This is a genomic window from Corynebacterium sp. BF-R-2 (assembly GCF_024586525.1).
Taxonomy (GTDB): Bacteria; Actinomycetota; Actinomycetes; order Mycobacteriales; family Mycobacteriaceae; genus Corynebacterium; species Corynebacterium singulare.
This window is the reverse complement of sequence record NZ_JAMFTP010000017.1, coordinates 37,995-56,899: the sequence shown is the minus strand read 5'-3', so window position 1 is coordinate 56,899 and position 18,905 is coordinate 37,995. Positions and strand designations below refer to the sequence as shown.

The 18,905-nt window shown below is 60.4% G+C and carries 16 protein-coding genes, 1 tRNA gene and 1 other RNA gene; 6 read left to right on the top strand and 12 right to left on the bottom strand.

Annotated features, from left to right (window positions below; all coding sequences use genetic code 11):
- The first annotated feature begins 27 nt into the window (after window positions 1-27).
- Complete coding sequence (locus M5J09_RS12300) at window positions 28-1,329, top strand: nitrate/nitrite transporter (RefSeq protein ID WP_257158061.1); 1,302 nt, start codon at window positions 28-30, stop codon at window positions 1,327-1,329.
- A gap of 260 nt (window positions 1,330-1,589) precedes the next feature.
- On the opposite strand, the gene M5J09_RS12295 is transcribed toward M5J09_RS12300, so the two are convergent.
- From M5J09_RS12295 to M5J09_RS12280, 4 genes are all read right to left on the bottom strand, one after another.
- On the bottom strand, window positions 1,590-2,027 hold the full coding sequence (locus M5J09_RS12295; RefSeq protein ID WP_257158069.1) for a hypothetical protein: 438 nt from the start codon (window positions 2,025-2,027) through the stop codon (window positions 1,590-1,592).
- A 28-nt stretch (window positions 2,028-2,055) separates the two neighbouring features.
- The gene (locus M5J09_RS12290; RefSeq protein WP_257158060.1) at window positions 2,056-2,373 is read right to left on the bottom strand and encodes a hypothetical protein; all 318 of its coding nucleotides are present in this window, start codon (window positions 2,371-2,373) and stop codon (window positions 2,056-2,058) included.
- Window positions 2,374-2,526: 153 nt separating this feature from the next.
- The gene (locus M5J09_RS12285) at window positions 2,527-5,586 is read right to left on the bottom strand and encodes a bifunctional [glutamine synthetase] adenylyltransferase/[glutamine synthetase]-adenylyl-L-tyrosine phosphorylase (RefSeq protein WP_257158059.1); all 3,060 of its coding nucleotides are present in this window, start codon (window positions 5,584-5,586) and stop codon (window positions 2,527-2,529) included.
- 7 nt (window positions 5,587-5,593) lie between these two features.
- Window positions 5,594-6,931 carry a glutamine synthetase family protein gene (locus M5J09_RS12280; RefSeq protein WP_042531702.1) on the bottom strand — a complete coding sequence of 446 codons (1,338 nt, stop codon included), beginning with the start codon at window positions 6,929-6,931 and terminating at the stop codon, window positions 5,594-5,596.
- A gap of 192 nt (window positions 6,932-7,123) precedes the next feature.
- Here M5J09_RS12280 and M5J09_RS12275 point away from each other — a divergent pair, with 192 nt between their 5' ends.
- Both M5J09_RS12275 and M5J09_RS12270 read left to right on the top strand, forming a co-directional pair.
- Window positions 7,124-8,197, top strand: coding sequence for a DUF2786 domain-containing protein (locus M5J09_RS12275; RefSeq protein ID WP_257158058.1), 1,074 nt, complete (start codon window positions 7,124-7,126; stop codon window positions 8,195-8,197).
- Window positions 8,198-8,305: 108 nt separating this feature from the next.
- Window positions 8,306-10,030, top strand: a complete 1,725-nt coding sequence (locus M5J09_RS12270) for a CYTH and CHAD domain-containing protein (RefSeq protein WP_257158057.1) — start codon at window positions 8,306-8,308, stop codon at window positions 10,028-10,030.
- Window positions 10,031-10,186: 156 nt separating this feature from the next.
- Here M5J09_RS12270 and M5J09_RS12265 read toward each other — a convergent pair whose 3' ends face one another.
- Window positions 10,187-10,375 (bottom strand): hypothetical protein, encoded by a 189-nt coding sequence (locus tag M5J09_RS12265; RefSeq protein WP_042531708.1) that lies wholly within the window; start codon window positions 10,373-10,375, stop codon window positions 10,187-10,189.
- 210 nt (window positions 10,376-10,585) lie between these two features.
- Between M5J09_RS12265 and M5J09_RS12260 the strand changes: the two genes are divergently transcribed.
- Window positions 10,586-11,857 (top strand): galactokinase family protein, encoded by a 1,272-nt coding sequence (locus M5J09_RS12260; RefSeq protein ID WP_257158056.1) that lies wholly within the window; start codon window positions 10,586-10,588, stop codon window positions 11,855-11,857.
- Here the strand turns inward: M5J09_RS12260 and M5J09_RS12255 are convergent.
- From M5J09_RS12255 to M5J09_RS12235, 5 genes are all read right to left on the bottom strand, one after another.
- Window positions 11,854-13,269 (bottom strand): RNB domain-containing ribonuclease, encoded by a 1,416-nt coding sequence (locus M5J09_RS12255; RefSeq protein WP_257158055.1) that lies wholly within the window; start codon window positions 13,267-13,269, stop codon window positions 11,854-11,856. The genes M5J09_RS12260 and M5J09_RS12255 overlap by 4 nt on opposite strands.
- A 36-nt stretch (window positions 13,270-13,305) precedes the next feature.
- Window positions 13,306-13,739: RNase P RNA component class A (gene rnpB / locus M5J09_RS12250), an RNA gene on the bottom strand.
- A 15-nt stretch (window positions 13,740-13,754) separates the two neighbouring features.
- Window positions 13,755-14,933 (bottom strand): bifunctional RNase H/acid phosphatase, encoded by a 1,179-nt coding sequence (locus M5J09_RS12245; protein ID WP_257158054.1) that lies wholly within the window; start codon window positions 14,931-14,933, stop codon window positions 13,755-13,757.
- Window positions 14,930-15,646, bottom strand: a complete 717-nt coding sequence (locus M5J09_RS12240) for a zinc ribbon domain-containing protein (protein ID WP_042531716.1) — start codon at window positions 15,644-15,646, stop codon at window positions 14,930-14,932. The genes M5J09_RS12245 and M5J09_RS12240 overlap by 4 nt, the downstream gene beginning before the upstream one ends.
- Window positions 15,647-16,495, bottom strand: a complete 849-nt coding sequence (locus tag M5J09_RS12235; RefSeq protein WP_257158053.1) for a Nif3-like dinuclear metal center hexameric protein — start codon at window positions 16,493-16,495, stop codon at window positions 15,647-15,649. It lies immediately after the preceding gene.
- A 105-nt stretch (window positions 16,496-16,600) separates the two neighbouring features.
- Here M5J09_RS12235 and M5J09_RS12230 point away from each other — a divergent pair, with 105 nt between their 5' ends.
- Together M5J09_RS12230 and M5J09_RS12225 are read left to right on the top strand one after the other, a co-directional pair.
- A complete protein-coding gene (locus M5J09_RS12230; protein ID WP_070538363.1) occupies window positions 16,601-17,092 on the top strand; it encodes a low molecular weight protein-tyrosine-phosphatase in 492 nt (163 codons plus the stop codon).
- Window positions 17,093-17,102: 10 nt separating this feature from the next.
- Window positions 17,103-18,080 carry an SURF1 family protein gene (locus M5J09_RS12225; RefSeq protein WP_257158052.1) on the top strand — a complete coding sequence of 326 codons (978 nt, stop codon included), beginning with the start codon at window positions 17,103-17,105 and terminating at the stop codon, window positions 18,078-18,080.
- Between the two features lie 79 nt (window positions 18,081-18,159).
- Here the strand turns inward: M5J09_RS12225 and M5J09_RS12220 are convergent.
- Window positions 18,160-18,235: transfer RNA gene (locus M5J09_RS12220), tRNA-Val, on the bottom strand.
- Between the two features lie 101 nt (window positions 18,236-18,336).
- Window positions 18,337-18,774, bottom strand: a complete 438-nt coding sequence (locus tag M5J09_RS12215; RefSeq protein ID WP_042531732.1) for a DUF3052 domain-containing protein — start codon at window positions 18,772-18,774, stop codon at window positions 18,337-18,339.
- Window positions 18,775-18,905: the final 131 nt, after the last annotated feature.

Genomic DNA, 18,905 nt, shown 5'->3' with positions numbered 1-18,905 from the left:
TAGTGGGTGCGGCGTAAAGTATCAGCCATGTCAGCCCCTCATCCTCGCGAAGTCATCACTACCAAAGCTCTCTCTGTTTGGGTAGCAGCCATGCTGGTCTACATCGTGGCGATGACCGGGCGCACATCCTTTGGCGTGGCCGGGCTGGAAGCCATCAACCGCTTCGAAGTGGACGCCTCACGCATTGCGGTGTTTACCTCGGTTCAGCTGGGCGTCTACGCCCTCGCACAAATCCCCACCGGCATGCTCATTGATAAATTCGGTCCGCGCCGCCTGCTTGTTATCGGCTCGGTCATCATGGGCCTAGGCCAAGTTGTGTTGGGTTTTACCACGAACTACTGGGTGGCCATCGCTGCCCGCATATTAATCGGTGCGGGCGATGCCACCGCCTTCCTGTCAGTAATGCGCATCCTCCCTTACTGGTTCCCACTGCACCGCACCCCCATGTTTACCCAGGTGACCTCCTCGCTAGGTCAGCTGGGCCAATTCATGTCCGCCATCCCGTTCTCCCTCGTTCTGGGCTGGGCCGGATGGACCACGGCGTTTGTCACGCTGGGCGCGGTGGGCATCCTCATCGCTGTGGCTGCCGCGGTGGCGGTGGCGGACTCTCCGGAATCCCTCGGCATTGTTAAAGCTCCAAAAGAACGCCCCAACTCTGGGTCCCACGGTCTTGGCTCACTGCTAGCCACCGTGCTGCGCTCCCCAGTAGCCTGGCAGGCCTTCTTCATCCACTGGGTAGGCTTGGCAGCCACTAATGTTTTCGTCATGCTGTGGGGTATGCCGATGATGACGGCTGGCCTGGGCTTTTCCAAGACGGAAGCCGGCTGGGTTCTGACGTGGTTTAGCGTATGCATGGTTCTGGTCGGCCCTCTGCACGGCAAGCTCTCCTCACGGGCAAGCGGGTACCGCCCATGGCTTACCCTCAGCTTCGTCGCTGTCCATATCGCGGTGTGGGTCGCCTTCTTCCTCGCCGGCGGAAGCTACCTGTCCCTGTTCATCCTCATCAGCTTGGTCTCCCTGTGCACGCCGGTGGCGAATTATGGGTTCGACATTGTGCGCGAAAACCTCGAGCGCAGCGTTGTCGCCACCGCGACCGGTTTGGGCAATATGGGTGGGTTCATTTCCTCTATGCTGGGTGCGCAGCTTTTCGGCGTGTTTCTGGACCACTTGGGCCATGGCCCTGCGTATCCCATGCATGATTTCCGCCTAGCTGCCTGGGCAGTGCTGGGCGTGTGGGGCGTGGGCATCGTGGGCGTCATCATCACCCACATCCTGCGTAGACGGGGTGGCGACACGCGCCCGCGCACCACCATCGTGCAGGTGGGCTAGCCCCAGGGCAGCGTGTTGATCTGCATCTCCCGGGGCACCCCATTTGCCACCGCAAACATCCCTAATCCCCCACCGATGGGAACGAGGATGGCGAGGCTGACCCCGCACACCGTCCGCAGGAGCTCTCGCAACCGTCGACGTTTCTCCATCTCAACGCACCACCTTTACCGTTTCATTATGTGTGCGTTTGAGACTAAGCACCCCGCCTGCCAGCACCATGCCGGGTCTCTGCCGAGTCTCTGCCAGTCGCTGCGCGCTCTCTAATCTGCTGGGGTAGATTCTGCGATGATGGGCCCCATCGCTGGGGTAACAATGCCGGCGTCGAAGGCGGCAAGAGTGCCTGCAGCATCGTCCTTTGTGATGGTCCCGCTCTCTACGGCCTTCTTCAGCTCTCCTTGCAGGACCTGGCGGGAGCGGTAAACATCAGTCGACACCGACAGGATGCCGCGTGGCACCGACTCCGCAGGAATTCCGAGCGCTTCTGCTAGCGCCACAATGCGGTCTTTCTCCGCTGAATCCGCATTCACATTGACCGACTGGTCTTGGGGCACGCCGCCGTTAACAACGTCCTGCACTGTCAAAAAATTCTCCGGGGTATGTTGCCGCTCAGTAAACCACCAGCCAACACCAACAACCGCTAGGACTGCGAGCACCACCACAATCCACACGGCGATTATTTGCTTGGACTTCACGCCCATCACTCTAATGCGCCCTCGTTCCTACGGTTTAATCCACATCAGGGCCAAAAGTTCCGAAGGAACTTCCGCGCGGTGGGTACGGCGGATCTAGACGCTCAGAAAGTGCATCAATGATCGAGCGAATGGTGCTTTCTGCCACTGGGCGATCCATGCCGGTGCGTGGGCGCCTCTCCGGCTGCGGTTCCACTGGGCGCACGCGCGGCTTATCGACGTCCACTCGCATCACCGTTCCTTCCACGCTGAGCTCCGCCTTCGGATCGCTGTGGGCGGCACGCGCTGCAGCGAGGAATGCTTCAAGGTCAGCCAGCGTAGCACCGGCAAGGTCGAGAGAAAGGTTTAGGCTCATGGTCTGGTAATCCTTCGGTTTGGGAGGGGCACTGCGGAGAAGGGAAAACCTTTCATTCCGTTTGCTCCTCAGAGTATCGCTTTCGCACGGGAAAGAACAGGGTTTAGCAGCAAGTTCAGGGATAACCCTGAGATCTGAATCTTGTTGTTCTCATTAATCGTGTTCAAAGGATTCCGTTTCTCCCCAGAACACCTCATCCACCACCTTGCGGGCATGGCGAGTGACTTTGAGATAGTGCTCGAGAAAATCCTGGTTATTCTCCGGCGCCCAGCCGGATGCACCGGCGACCTGAGCTAGCTGTGGGCCGGGTGCTGGAAGCTGGTCTACGCGTTTGCCACGCACGAGGACGAGTGCATTTCGGGCGTCAGTGGCCAACAGCCACGCCTCACGTAGGTCCTGGACGTGTGAAGCAGGAATAACCTCATGCTCCTCCAGCGCATCCAAGACGCGGAGCGTGGACGGATCATGCAGTTCCGGTACTTCGTGAGCATGCATCATTTGCAAGAGCTGCACGGTCCACTCAATATCGGTGAGGCCTCCACGGCCCAGCTTGGTGTGGGTATTACGGTCTGCGCCACGAGGCAGGCGCTCATTATCAACCCGCGCTTTCATCCTGCGTATATCCCGCAGAGTCTTTTCACTCGCGCCATCTGCTGGGTAGCGGAATCCATCAATCATCGTCATAAACTGCTCGCCCACCTCCCTGTCGCCAGCGACAAAGGCAGCGCGCAAGAGGGCCTGCATCTCCCAGGACTCACCCCAGCGGGAGTAGTAACGCTCATAGGACTCAATCGAGCGCACGACAGCTCCCGAGCGCCCTTCAGGGCGCAAACCCAAGTCAACGTCCAATGGTGGGTCACCGGACGGCTTGGCCAAGCGGCGACGCAGCTTATCAATGATGCTGATTGCCCACGAGATCGCAGCCGATTCCTCAACGCCCTCCGTCGGCTCGGCCACAACAATGACGTCAGCATCCGAACCAAATCCCAGCTCCATGCCACCGAGACGCCCCATGCCAATCACCGCGATGCGCGCCGGCGGCTCAGCATCCTCTTCCGCAAGGCGCCAAGCACGAACTTCGGCCCGCAACGCGGCCTCCAGAACGGCATTCCAGATGGTGGAAAGCTCGTGGCATACCTGTTGTACAGGAAGGAATCCCAGCAAGTCTGCCGACGCAATGCGGGCGAGCTCCGCGCGACGCAATGACCGTGCCACTGCCACGGCTTTATCTGGGTTGGCATGACGTTTCGTTGAGTTGATGAGTGCAGAGGAGACCTGCTCCGGCTTGGTCTCCAACAGCTTCGGACCCGCCGCACCGTCAGAGAGCTGTTTCACCACATCAGGGGCCTTGATGATGAGCTCCGACGTAAACGGCGAGGTGCCCAAGATCTTCATGAGACGCTGGCCCACCACGCCCTCATCACGGAGCATGCGGAGGAACCAATTCCTGTCATAGGCAGCCTCCGACAACTTCCGGTAATTCAGCAGGCCCATGTCAGGGTCTGCCGTGAAGGAAAGCCATTCCATCAGCGTAGGAAGCAAAATAGCTTGGATGCGCGCCTTGCGCGAGCTTCCCGCGGCGAGCGAGGTGAGGTGCTCGAAGGCACGGTCAGGGTGGCGATATCCCAAGGCCGCCAGCTGTAGGAGCGCGGCCTCGCGGGAGAGCTTGAGCTCATCTGCAGACATCGACGCCACGGAGTTAAGAAGCGGCCGGTAGAACAGGCGCGAGTGCAATTCCGAAATCAGCACACGAATTTTACGCAGGTGCTCGTTCATCCTGTCTGCGGCTGATTGCTGCCCTTGGGAGTGGAAGCCTGCATTGAGGGCTAGCCACTTCAGCGCGCTGGCATCATCACTGGCCGGCATAGTGTGGGTGCGGCGGAAGCGCTCCAACTGCAAGCGGTGTTCCAGCAAGCGCAGGAATTCATAAGCCTCAATGAGCTGGGTACCGTCTTCACGGCCCACGTAGCCTGCGCGTACGAGAGCGGCAAGTGCATCCACCGTAGCGAGTGTGCGAAGAGTGTCATCGGAGCGCCCATGGACGAGCTGGAGCAACTGCACCGCGAATTCGACATCACGCAATCCACCCTCACCGAGCTTAAGCTCACGGTGACGCATATCTTCCGGCACGTTATCGAGGACACGGCGACGCATGGCCTGCACATCCTCAACAAATGACTCACGCTGCGAAGCAGTCCACACCATGGGGCCGATGTTGTCCACATAGTCCTTACCCAACGGCATGTATCCCGTCTGGGGGCGGGCCTTGAGCTGTGCTTGAAACTCCCAGGTTTCTGCCCACCGCTTGTAGTACGCAATATGCGAATCCAAGGTACGCACCAAGGCGCCAGACTTTCCTTCGGGGCGAAGGTTTGCATCGACCTCGAAGAAACACGCTGAACCGATTCGGTTAAATTCTGAAGCTAGTCGGGTTACTCGCGGTGTGGCCTCCGAGCCGACGAAAAGGACGTCGACGTCTGAAATGTAATTGAGCTCGCCAGCACCACACTTGCCCATTGCGATCACTGATAACTGGGCATCGAGTGGGTCATCGCCGTAGACAACGCGCACCGCGCTTGCCAGGGCGGCCGTCAGTGCTGCGTCTGCAAGCGCTGTTGTCAGCCTGGTCACCTCGCGGAATCCAACGCGCGGCTGTGGCCGCGACTGTCCTTTTCGAGAATGAAATGTTCCTGCCAGATCGTGGGCAGCAATGCGCATCATCAGCGTGCGGTAGACCGTCTTGAGCTGTGCTTTGTGCTCCCCCGCTTCCGCGCGGTACGTACCCGGCGTGGTGAGATCCTCGCTGGCAGTATCGGGACGATCCGGTTGCTCAGCAAACGTTGCCGGCTCTGCGCCAATCGTAGTGAGCAGCGTATGCAGCATTTCCGTGGGAGTAGGCAACGCCCGCTGCAGTTCTTGCCACGTGCCGGGGTTTGCGGCGAGATGATCTCCAAAAGCCGAAGAACCTCCGAGCAGAGCGATGAGTCGCACTCGGAATGTCTCATCTTCTCGCAGTGCCGGGCCAATCTCAGGAGCGCCTTCAAAGACCCTCATGAGGGTATTCAAGGCCAAGTCTGGGTCACCGGCAGCCGCCAGTGTCCACAACAAATCCAAAGAGTCAGCGTTGTCCCAGCCTAAGCGGGCAAGGTCCTCCGCTGCGGTCGGTCTAGTCAGCCCGAGAGTTGCTGGTGACGGTACTGATGCAGGACGCATGCTTCTCCTAGAAGTTCAGGTTGTGGCGAAGTTCAAAAGCCGTGATCTGCTGCTGGTACTCGTGCCATTCATCCCACTTAGAGCGCAGGAAGTATTCAAAGACGTGCTCTCCCAAAACTTCCGCCATAAACTCAGAACGCTCAAACTCACGAAGCGCCTGATCCAAGCTCATCGGCAGATCCTTATAGCCCATCGCACGGCGTTCCCGGCGCGTCAGCTGGTGGACGTCATCCTCTGCAGGATCACCAAGCTCGTAGCCTTCCTTGATACCCCGCAGACCGGCGGCAAGAAGAACCGCATAACCCAAGTAGGGGTTCATCGCGGAATCCAAAGAACGAATCTCTACCCGGCGAGACATCTCTTTGGAGAGCCGATACGTAGGAACACGGACGAGCGCGGAGCGATTCGACACGCCCCAAGTCACGGAACCCGGCGCCTCGCTACCGAACATGAGCCGCTTGTAGGAGTTGGTCCATTGGTTAGTGATTGCCGTCATTTCGACAGCGTGCTCGAGGATGCCAGCGATGAACTGCTTCGCAGTCTCCGAAAGGGAGAACTCATCATCCGGGTCGTGGAACGCATTCGAGTCTCCTTCAAAAAGACTCAGGTGCGTGTGCATACCGGAGCCCGAGCGATGCTCAAATGGCTTGGGCATGAAGGTGGCGTGAACGCCCTGTTGCGAAGCGACCTCCTTAATGACGTAGCGGAAGGTCATAATATTGTCCGCCATCGCTAGTACGTCTGCGTGCCTCAAGTCGATTTCCTGCTGCCCAGGAGAGGTTTCATGGTGACTAAATTCCGTGGCGATGCCCATAGACTCCAGTGCGTACATGGAGCGCCGACGGAAACTCGGCGCATTGTCATGAGTCGCTTGGTCAAAGTACCCGCCATTGTCGGTGGCAACCAACCTGTTAATGTCCCGGGCATCCTCGAGAAGGTAGAACTCCACTTCAGGCGATGCCATACACGTGAATCCTTCATTTGCAGCCTCAGTGACCTGTCGTCGCAAAATGTGTCGCGGGTCCACCATCGAGGGCTGACCATCAGGCTGCGCGATATCGCAAAACATCCGCGCCGACAGCAGCTCAGGTTCATCCTTGTCGAAAGGCATGATCTGGAACGTCGACGGATCTGGCATCGCAATGGTGTCAGCCTCAGAAATGCGGGAGAAACCTTCGACTGATGAACCATCGAAGCCAACGCCTTCTTCAAATGCAGATTCCAATTCGGAGGGGCTCATCACCACGGACTTCAATGCGCCCAGGATGTCGGTAAACCACAGACGAATAAAGCGGATATCGCGTTCTTCTACTGTGCGGAGGACGAATTCGTGTTGGCTGTTCATGCTTTAAACCCTACCGGCGGTCAGTACACCCCAGCCGAAAGTCATCAGGATTGCCCCCGCATCGCCGTTCGTTGCCCCTGCTCGCAAGAGTATCTCGGGGGCAAGAATTTTCTAACCCAGGGACTTATGTCGAAGCAACATGCTTGAATGGCCACACAAGCGAACATTTGTACCAACCACAAAAGGATAGTCATGAACTCTTACCACTCAGCACTCAGTGACCGAGGCATCGATCTCGTTATTATCGCCGCGCAACAGGGGTGGTCTCCCGCAGATCTACTCCACGTCCTAGGCAAATACTGCTACCCCATCGTTTACCGTGCCGCTGGGCGTGTACCAGCCCAAATCACCTCTACGGTTCTACGCAAGGAATGGCTAACCCTCGAACCACCCACGTCCATGAGCATGACCACTACCGAGCTCGAACAGTTCATTACAGAAATCATGAGGCTGCCTCGGTTAAGGGACGTTGACGCTTTGATTGATGAGTCGAGCGCTCAACAACCGCGTAGAACCAAAGAAGCCAAGGTGCGCACAAGAATCACTAATCTCCTCAAGAAGGCCGAATCGACGCCTTACGAAGAGGAAGCGAGCGCGCTTATTGCTAAGGCTCAGAGCCTTCAGCAACGACACCGAATGGAAGAGATTGACAGTAATGATGCAGCTGAGTTCGTTTCCAGGCGGGTTCGCATCAGTGCTCCCTACATCAACCACAAGTCGACATTGCTCAGTGTTATCGCTGATAGAAACGGCTGTTCCGCGTTGCAGATTCACCCTAAAGGAATCATCACCATTTTCGGAACCGAGGGCGATCTTCGGCATGTGCTCGATCTCTTCCGGTCTCTGCAGCGCCAATGTGATTGGCACATGCGCCATGGGGAGCATGCCGAGAATGCCCAGAAACTCGGCAACCTCGCGAGTTACCGCCGCAGCTTCATCCTGTCGTACGCGTCTCGGATCAGCGAGCTTCTCGATGAGGCTAACAAGACACTCTCACCCCATGAGCCTAGGGAAACAGACCTTAAGGATTCTGCCCACCAGGATGACCCCCACGCATTGGCACTCACCAACCGGGCCTTCAATGCATTGGATCAGCGCCGGCTAGACGCTGAAGCAGCCCGAGACCGACACTTCCCAAATGCGCGGACAATATCGCTGGCTATGGGCAGCCGCGCGGGCATGTCCGCCGGGGCCGCCGCTGCAGAAAAATCTCATCTTAACGGTGATTCCTCTGGAGTGGACGGACGCCGACAACTAACACGCTAGGCAACCACTCCAACCCCGTATAGCCCTGTGGCCAGGTAAACTATGTAGCGATATAAGGGCATTTCCTGCTCTTTGAGAAAGTTTCCTCCTCCCGACGAAGGTGTGTGTATGTCTCCCAAGACGTTCCTAGAAGTCGAAGCAAAGTTCGCCGTGGATGAATCCACGCCGGTGCCTGATCTCACCCAGCTCGAAGAGGTCGCCCGGGTAGCGGAAACTCGTCATCACTCAATGTCAGCGATTTACTACGACACTGCGGATCTTCGACTCACTCATGCCAAGATCACTCTGCGCCGCCGTACAGGCGGTAATGATGATGGATGGCACATCAAGATCCCGGGTGAGGCGGGACGTACAGAAGTTCGTGCTGAATTGGGCGAGCCTGTTGACGGCCGCTATGAGGTTCCGGCAGAGCTCATCCACGAAGTGCGCTCGGTGGTCCGCAATCACTCTTTGGAGCCCATTGCACAGGTGGATAACAACCGTACGGAATTGCTCTTGGTCGACGCAGCTGATCAGCCGGTCGCTGAGTTCTGCGATGACCACGTCACCGCCTTCTCGTTCCTACCGGGCGGCTCCCAGTGTGCATGGCGCGAGTGGGAGGTCGAGCTCGCAGGGGAACTTCCCGCCACCAAGGAGGGCGGCTCCTTCCTGCGCCACGCCACATCCCTACTCATCAGCTCTGGTGCTCGCGTATCGTCCTCACCTTCCAAGCTGAAGTCGGCCCTAGGGGACTCCATCAACAACGTGGAGCTGCCGCCGGCACTCGCCGTATCGAATGTTGAACCGGACTCCCCCGCCGCAGCCGTCGTCAATGCACTCAAAGCAAACCGTGACAAGCTCGTGGAGTATGACCCTCGAGTTCGCCGCGATGAGTGGGATTCCGTGCACCAGATGCGCGTTGCTACGCGTGAGCTCCGCAGCCACCTTCAGACCTTCCACGGCATTGTGGTGGGTCCGGAGATTAAGCGTCTGGAATCTGATCTCAAGGAACTCGCCAGCATGCTGGGCGTAGCCCGCGATGCAGAGGTTGTCGAAGAACGCTGGCAGAACCTCCTCGCGTCGGAGGACTCTGACGTGCTGGATGATGCAACCCGTGAGCACATTTCACACGACATGGGCCGTGACTACCGCCGTGCTCACCGTCGCGTTATCGCTGCACTCGATTCTGATCAGTACCTCGATCTGCTTGACGCCCTTGACGCCTTCTTGGCGAACCCTCCGGTTGCTCGTGAGGAAGACGAGCGCGACGAAGCTGAGACTGATGCAAGCGTTGAGGTGGGCCCTGAGGCACAGGAGTCCGCTGACAATCAGGAAGGCCAGGGGTCTCAGGACGAGCCGAAGACTAAGACCAAGCACTCCAAGACTGAGGATAAGGAGCATCATGACCTCGATACTGTCATGGCTTTGCACCTCAACGAGGCATACGACAAGTTGGTAAAGCGCCACAAGAAGGCGGTGAAGAACTGGGAGAACTCCGAGTTGTCGCTGCATGAGCGCGAGGAATATTTCCACGACATGCGCAAGGCCGCTAAGAAGCTGCGTTACGCTGCAGAAGCTGCAGGTTCGGCTACCAATCTCAAGACCAAGAACCTGTACAAGGCGTGCAAGCAGATGCAGTCGGTGTTGGGTGACTTCCAGGATTCAGTAACATCCCGTGACAAGCTCATCGAGCTGGCTGAGACTGCTCGTCGTCGAGGCGAAGATACCTTTGGTTACGGCCTTCTCTACCAGCGAGAGCGCGCCATCGGTCTGGAGGCGCTCGATGCCTACGCCGAGAGTTTCAAGGCGATTAAGGCGGCGTTTAAGCCGCTGCGCAAGAAGCTGCGAAAGTAACGCCGCTCGATAATCGCTTTAAGCAGGCCCGTGAGACGTGGTTGACCCCGCTGCTCCCCTCATTAGGTGCACTAAGCGCCTACCTGATGGAGAGCAGCGGGGTCAGGTGTTTGTCAGTAGTGACGCCTGTGGCAGTGGCGCCTGTAGCTGTGACCTTTAGTAGTCGTCCTCAGCTTCATCCTCGGCATCGGCAGCCGCGGTACGAGCGTTAGCAATCTCGATGGCGTGCTCGGCGGCCTCACGGGAGTCATACGGGCCCATACGGTTCTCCCAGCCAGAAACCTTGCCTTGGGTAACCTCACCGGTAGATGGGTCATAGAACCACTTGTTGTCAGCGTCAGCCATTGTTTTCTCCATTCTGAGACTCGTATCTCTACGTTGTGAATCGGGGAACGCGGAAACCTCTCCGGTTTCGGTCACCGGAAAAGTGCACCGTCGATTCGATGCACCCCACACTACAGACCCCTCGTGAGCCATGCGGCTAGAATGAACAGGTCACTCTCTCCTGCCCAGCCGCAGAGAACATACCGCCACCAGCAAAGGAGTACTTCCCCGATGCCCCTGTGGACCGCCCCTTCAACGCCGGTCATCGACCGCGTACGCACCGCACACAATGAGAACGTCGGTACCGAGCCCGCTCACATTGCGAGTGCCCCAGCCACGTGGTCGCTCATTGGCGAGCACATTGATCACTACGGCGGCATCGCCATCATGGGGCTGTCGGACCTGCGCGCAGCGGTAGGAGTCAGCCCACGTGACGACGGCACCGTCACCGTTCGCTGCCTCAACGCTGACGGCAGCACGACCGAGGATTTCATCACGTTGGATAAGGTCTCCGCGCTCGCTGCTGAACAGCAGCCAAGCGTTGATTCTGAGGGCCAGCCGGTGAAACCCCCGGCACCGGCAGGAGGCCTTGCCGCGCGTTTAGGCGGCATTATCCACACCATGATCACCCGCCAGCTGCTCTCCCGCGAGACCACCGGCGCGGACATCACGGTGGTCACCGACATCCCAGATAACGCGGGACTAGGTGCAGCAGCAGCGATCGACATCGCGACGGCCCTCGCTCTGCTGGGCAGCGCTGACGATCCGCACGACGCCCCGCTGCGCGCGCGTCTGGCTGAGGTCTGCTCGCAAGCAGTCGGGACTTTCGCACACTTCCCGGCTCTGCGCGCCCGCCATTCCGCAGCGCTGCGCGGAACTGGTGAATCCACCACCATCATCGACTATGCCGATGGTTCCGTCACGCAGGCTCCGCACCCAGTCAATCAGGACCTAGCGGCTTATGTGCTCGCCGTACCGGGTGACTTCGACTGCGAAGAGGCTATCGCCGATATCCGCACCCGCGAGCGCTTCGTGGATGACGCCTGCCGCGCCTTCGGCACGGAATCGCTGCGTCTGTTGCCGGACGCACCGCAGCGCGTTCTCGACTGGCTGGCGGCCGTCCACAAAATCCACGGGCCAGAAAATCAGCCCACGATTCCCCAGGCCACCGCATGGCTGACTTTCTACGCAGAGGAAACCGATCGTGCCCAGGGCCTGGCCCGTGCGCTGCGGTCCCGGCGCGGAACGGAACTCTTCCCGCTGCTGACGCAGTCACAGTCAGCGTTGGCTACGGTGTACGGCTTCGACTCTGCGGAAAAGCTCGCCCAGCTGGCCACGGCCCGCGGTGCCGTGACAGCACGTTCGGCGCATGCCGGAACGTCGACGGCGGTCATCGCCTATGTTCCTGCTGCCAAGGCCACCAACTTCGCCGCTGATTTGGCGGAAGATGGCTTGCTTGTGGTTCCGCTCAACGCAGGCGCGCCGGCAGTAACCGAAAGCTAATCGGCCGGCCAAGCGAAGAGTACGTCGCGCTCCGCTACATCGGCCTTGACGAGGGACACGGTGGTCTCGCTGCCGGTTGCGGGCTGGCCCACGGCCTCCCCCATCACAGGAGGCTCGAGTACGAAGAGGCGGGCCTTCTCGCGCTTCTCGCTACCGTCGAGCACAACAGCTTCGAAGTTCGTGCCCTCCCACGGTGCGAGGACGGTAGCCTCCGTGAGGTTGAGGCAGGCCCTGTCCACCTGGGAGGCCAGCTGCGATGTCGAGCGCATCGTGGAAATGACCGCAGCAGCGCGCTCGCGAACCCACTCCGGGATCTCGTAGCCGCCGCTGAGCGCCAAGCAGACCTCGGTAGCGAAACGATCCACGAGGCGCCGCAGCGGCGCCGTGACGTGGGCATAGTACCCACCAATGCCAGCGTGGACATCAGCCGGGGATTCCTCCAGCCACACATAGTCCGCGCCGCGCAAGAGGCGTTGGGCTTCGCGCATGACCGCCATGCCACGGGGCGAATCAGCATCGACAGAGTGCAAGAACTCTGAAATGGACTGCCCTTCCAGCGAGAAGCCTAGAGCTTGAGCTTCGGAACGGAATTCGGCTTCAGCCTCCGGTGTGGCAGCGGCCAACGTGCGCAGGAAACCGACGCCGTGGGATTCCATGAGTCGGCCCGCACACATGCCGGTCAACAAGGAAATTTCCGAGTTGTAGTCCATGACTTCATAGCGCGGCTCGATAATGAGCTCATAGTGTCCCTGTTCCTCAGCCTGCTCCGAGTCAGATGTCTCGGAGACCCGCTGCGAGGGCAGACGCAGGTTGATCGCGTCTCGACGCAAAGAGGAAGCCTGGCGCAGCTTGCCCACCTGTGGCAGCAATGCGATGGAGGAATGCAAGGTGCCGTTCTCTAGATCCTCGTGGACCTGGTCGTAGTCAAGGCGTGCGCGGTTGCGCACCAGGGCGCGCTCGACCGAGAAGTCCTCTACCTCACCGGCGGAGTCGAGGTCGAAGGTCCAGAGGACGGCGGGCCGGTCGACGTCGGCAAGCAGCGAGGCCCTATCCTCTGAGAGCTCCGCCGGGTGTAGCCGCGCTGGGTCATCGGGGAGATAAATGGTCTGCCCGCGATTGAGAGACTCCTCTTCTAAAGCTGAGCCGGGTTCGATGAAGGCGGCAACGTCCGCAATGGCGTAAAGCACGCGGTAACCGCCGTCGCGGGCCTCAATGAACACGGCCTGGTCCAAGTCCATGGAACCGGCCGGATCGATGGTGACGAAGGGAATGTCCCGGGCGTCCCGGCGCTGGTCTGCGTAGCGATCCTGCGCGGCGGCGGCCTGTGCGGAAACCTCAGGCGGGAAGTCGGTGGGGACAGAAAATTCTTCCGCGATGGCGCGGAAATCCAACGGTGCGGCATAAAGCTTCATGCCGCCCCATTGTTCCAAAAAATTAACGTGTAGGAGCGAATGAGCCAACCTATAAGCCGGATTCTGTACCGCGCACGCGGCGCGGCGGTAAACATCCATCCAGGCCAACCGTTGCCAGCTGGCTCAAGCAGCTACCTTCAGACTTCGGCGAGCAACCTACTGACGTCTGATCGGGCCCGCATTCGTGGCGGGCCGTGATGCCTTGCTCCCAGTGGGGTTTACCCAGCCACCGCCATCGCTGACGGTGCTGGTGCGCTCTTACCGCACCCTTTCACCCTTACCGCTCCACTTCGCCGCGCCGAAGCGTAGCGGAGTGCGCGGCGGTCTACTCTCTGTTGCACTTGCCCGCGGGTCACCCCGGGTTGCCGTTAGCAACCACCGTGCTCTGTGGAGTCCGGACTTTCCTCGGCCCGCGCCTAGCCCCACACATGGGGGCCGGTTCGCTAGGACGCGTTTACCCGGTCGGCTCATTCGCTGGTGCTAGTTTATCCCAGCGCGCCCAGATGCCCCACATCGTTGAATCGGTGCAGGACACCGCCCTCTGCGAAGAACTCAACCTCGCTCAAAGACGCCAGCCCCAAGAAGAGGTGGTTCGGGGTCTGCGGGCCGGAGTCGAGTGCTTGGCGGATGAAGGATTTAATGGGGTTGACGTGGGAGACCACGAGCACCGTCTTGCCTTCGTAACGCTTCTGCAGGTCACGGCGGGCGGCACTGACGCGGCGATGCACCGCGCGCAGGGATTCACCGCCGGGGCAGGCCACGGACGTATCCGTGAGCCACTGGGCATGGAGTTCGGGGTCGGCGGCATCGGCCTCGGCGAAAGTCTTGCCTTCCCAACGTCCGAAATCGACCTCGATGAGCTTGTCCACAGTTTCAACGCGCAGGTCTCGGCCTTCCACCACCGCGGAGGCCGTCTGCTGGCAGCGGCGCAGTGGAGAGCACACGACTGCGTCGATGTGGGTATCGGCCAAGGCTTGGGCGGCTGCTAGCGCTTGTTTCTTACCCAGGTCGGTGAGCTCCGGGTTGGCGCGGCCGGAATACTGTTTGGCAGCGGACATGGCCGTTTGGCCGTGGCGCAGCAGGATAAACCGGGTCGCGGGGCCGGTGTCGGGGCGCCAGTCGGACACCGTAGTAGGCCCTATGGCCGGCTCAGTGGAGGTCGCCGTGCTTTCCGACGTCCCCTCCTCGCCCACGGTGTCATCGGCTGTCGCTACAGCGTCAGAATTCTTTGGACCGACGATGCCGACAGGCTCACCGGCTGCGGCGGCATCCATCGCCACGTTGGAGAGCTCGTCAGCCACCTTGTTCTGTGCGCGCGAAACCCAGTCGAGGGTATAACTGCCAATCTGGTTAAGCAGACGGCGGGCCTCGATGGCGAGCTTCTGCATGTCTGGGTGCTTGATTTTCCAGCGCCCGTTCATCTGCTCCACCACGAGCTTGGAGTCCATGTAGAACTCCACCTCGTCCGCGCCCATCTCCACGGCAGCCTCAAGGCCGCGCAGCAAGCCGTGGTATTCGGCCACATTGTTGGTAGATTTCTGGCCTACAACGTAGGCGATTTCCCGCAACAGCTGCGAACGGTCGTCGTTGTAGACCGCGGTGCCGGAGCCGGCGATGCCGGGATTGCCGCGGGAACCGCCATCAGCAAAGATGACGAGTTTCATGAGGCAGGGCGCACGAGGTAGGAGCCGCAGTCGCTGCACTGCGGGACAACGTCGGCAGCCGCGTTGCGCACAGCATTCTGCTCAGCCGGAGGCAGCACGATGAAGCAGCCGCCACAGGCGCGGCCGGTGAAGGCGGCGGCGCCCACGCCGTTCTCCTCGCGGACGGTGTCATAGTCCTCAATGACCTCAGCAGGCAACTGCTCGCGCAGCTCGTTGATGCGCTCTTGCGGGTCCGGCTGGTTATCAGCAGCTTCCTTCGCTGCCTCGGCCGCACGCTTGAGTACCTCAAGCTTGCGCTCGGAGTCGGAGACCTTGGCGCCATGCACGTCCAGGTTGGCGCGCAGTGCATGGATCTCGTTGTGGGCTTCCTGCAGCTCGCTCATGAGATCAGCAATACGGGACTTCGCCGCGTACAGGTCGTGCTCCAGGTCCTTGCGCTGTTCTGGGTCTGTCGCCGCACCGAGCTGTGCCTTGTCATCGCGCTCGCGTTGGCGCAGCTTGCGCTCATCGGCCTGGATGCGGAGGATTTCCAGCTCCATGTCATCGACGGCGAGTTGGGCGGAGCCGGAGGCGTCGACAAGCCGGGCGTGTGCGGCCTGTGCCTTCTCGTACTCCTCTTGTTCTGGGATGGTGGTCGGTCCACCGAGCGCCTGTGTGCGCTGCAGGGTGGCCAGCTCGAGCAAGGTCTGCTGCAGGTCCTGTGACAGTTTCATTTAGTTCTCCTTCTGCGCAGAAATCGTCCAAGGGTCGGTGCGGAGATCAATAATCTCGGTATTCACGCGCAATGCGCCTTCCACAATATCGCGTGCCTGCACGGTCCAGGGAAATTCGCTGGCCCAGTGGGCGGTATCCACCACGGCCGGGCCCTCCGGATCTGCCAGGTCGGCCGCGCGCAGGTGCTCATCCACCGGGTGATGGCGCAGGTCAGACGTGACGTACACGTCCACGCCCAGTGCCGCCGCCTTATCGAGGAAGGAATCACCCGAACCGCTAGAGACGGCCACGCGCTTCACCATGCGCTCCGGGTCCCCGGCGGCACGCACACCCCATTCGGTCTCCGGAAGGGCATCGGCTACCCGCTGAGTGAACTCGCGCAGAGTGATGGCCTCCGGCAGCTCGCCCACGCGGCCCAGCCCCAACGCCTCCTCGAGGTCGTCATAAGGTTCCACCGGCACAATGGGGCGGCCCGGCGTGATGCCGACGAGCTCTGCCAGCTTGTCATTGACACCTGGGCGCGCTTTGTCCGCATTGGTGTGGGCCGACAGCAGAGCCACGCCGTTGCGGATGAGAGTGTGGATGACCTTGCCCTTCGGCGTATCCGCAGCCACCGAGGTCACTCCGCGCATGAGCAACGGGTGGTGCACCACAAGCATCTGGGCACCGAGTTCCACAGCCTTGTCCGCCACCTCCTGGGTGCAGTCAAGGGCGAAGGCCACGGTGCTCACCTCGTCCGTGGGGTCACCGCAGACCAGGCCCACGGCATCCCAGGACTCGGCGAGCTCTGGCGGGTATGCCTCGTGGATGACGCGGCGGATGTCACCGACGGTCGTGCGTTCTGCCATCTCGTTTGCTCCTTTGTTGAAGGTGGGTTTCACGTCAGTCGCGTTGCTGCTATATCCTAGCTTTCGTTCGCCAGCGCACCCTCGATATCTTAAGGAGTCCCCTCCATGACGCCTCCGGAGAACGACAACCAGCTCCACATCGTATTCGTCTGCACTGGCAATATCTGCCGCTCCCCCATGGCTGAAATCATCACCCGCGATGCCATGGAGACCGACATGCTCGACCTCCTTGCCCGCGTATCCTCGTGTGGTCTCGGCGGCTGGCACGTTGGCCAGGGAGCCGATGAGCGCGCCGTGGCAGAGCTGCGCCGCGGCGGCCATGATGGTGCCAATCACCGCGCTTCCCAGCTCGGTGAGGAGCACATGGACGCCGATCTTTTCGTGGCTATGGACACTGGCCACCGCGATGCCCTCCTTGAGCGCGGTATCCCTAAGGATAAGGTGCGCCTCATGCGCAGTTTCGACCCGAACTCTCCTGAGGACGCCAGCGTCGAGGATCCGTTCTACGGCACTGACGAGGACTTTGAGCGCACCCGCAAGGAGATCGACGCGTCCGTGCCAGGCCTACTCGAGTGGATTCGCGAGCAGCGCGACTAGACTGGTCCTCATGCTGAAGACGTTCCTCAAGCCTGGGTGGGTCATCCTGCTCATCACTGTCGTCGCCTTTACCTACTTCGCCTTCACGGTGCTCGCACCATGGCAGCTGGGTAAGGATGATCAGATTGTGGAACGCAACCACCTCATCGAAGAGGCCTATGAGTCTGACCCGCAGCCGATCGAGGATGTTTTCTCCGCTGAGGGAACGCTGAACAAGGAATGGACCCGCGCTGAGGTCACCGGCCACTATTTGCCGGATCAGGAAGTACTGCTGCGCCTGCGCCCAGTGGGCTCGAGCCCCGCCTTCCAGTCCCTCGTCCCGTTTGAAAGCACCTCGGGCACGACCTATCTGGTTAACCGCGGCTGGATGCCCACCGATGAGGGCAACGCCGTCCCCCACATCGATAAGGCCCCCAGTGAGAACGTCACCATCGTGGCCATGGCCCGTACGGACGAACCCCAGCACACGTCCGCCCCCACGGAGCAGCAGGGCTACACGCAGGTCTACTCCATCAATACGGAGCAGATAGCAGGGCTTGTCGGCGTCCCCCTCGCCCACGATTACCTCCAACTCTCCCCGGATCAGCCCGGCGAGCTCCACGCGCTCCCCGTTCCTAAGCTCGACCGCGGTAATCACCTGTCCTATGGCTACCAATGGATTGCCTTCGGCATCATGGCGCCGCTGGGCTTGGCCTATTTCGTGTGGTCGGAGATTAGGGAACGCCGTCGTGCCCGCGAGGAAGAAGCTGCTCTCGCCGCTGCTGAAGCCGCTGTAGACGGCCCCACCACAGCCGAGCTGGAGTCTGCCTCCGACTCCGCACCTGCGTCCTCTGAGTCCGCTGAGTCCGCGGTGTCTACCGACGCCGCACCGCAGCCCACAGCACCGGCCTCCCCTGCTTCCTCCTCGCGCCGTTCCCGCTCGCGCTACGGCTCCTCCAAGCCGGACTTCTACGAAAAGATCCGCAACCGCGGCCAAGACCGCTTCTAGCGTCACCCCCGTCCCCCGTGGGACAGCCGTGAGATCGCGAAAGGGCCACATCCTAGCAGTGTAGAAAGTGGCCCTCACATGGTGCGGCCTGAGGGGATCGAACCCCCGACCTACTGGGTGTAAACCAGTTGCTCTTCCAGCTGAGCTAAAGCCGCAGTGCGCTTGGTGCGCTCGCACAAGATTAGCTTACGGGCACCCGCAGTAACAAATCAGGGCCTCCCCCGACACCGAGAATGCCCGCTGAGCAGCGAAAAGTTTAAGGCTTCTTGGTGTAGCCGCGTGCCACGAGGCAAGAACCCTGCCACTCACCAAGGCGCTCAGCCTTGGTCTGCACTAGGCCTGCCAGCTGTGCGGATTCGGAGATCTCACCCGGTTCAAGGTTGCCCGGCTTGCCGGCACCCGGGGTGAGCAGCCAGATTCGGCCAGAATCACCGAGTGGACGGGTGGCGTCCACGAGGCCATCGACCAAGTCGCCATCCTCAGCGCGCCACCACAGCAGCACGACATCACACAGCTCGTCGGTCTCCTCGTCGAGGAAGTCTTCTCCCAGCACGTCTTCAATGGACTCGGAAATCGTGGAATCGCAGTCCTCGTCCCATCCGAGTTCGAGGGCGATCTGCCCCTCCTCGATACCGAGCTTGGCCGCAGATCCGGTCACGTGTTGAGTTCCTTCCGATGGAGTCGTCGTTGTCATGCAGAGTATTTTAACGTCTGTCGTGCACATTTTCGCGCTGAACCACCCCTATTCCTCCCCAGAAGTGGACATTTTCCCCCGTAAAAGCACCACAAGGGACCTCGACGTGTCTCCCTAGTGAGAGACGCGTA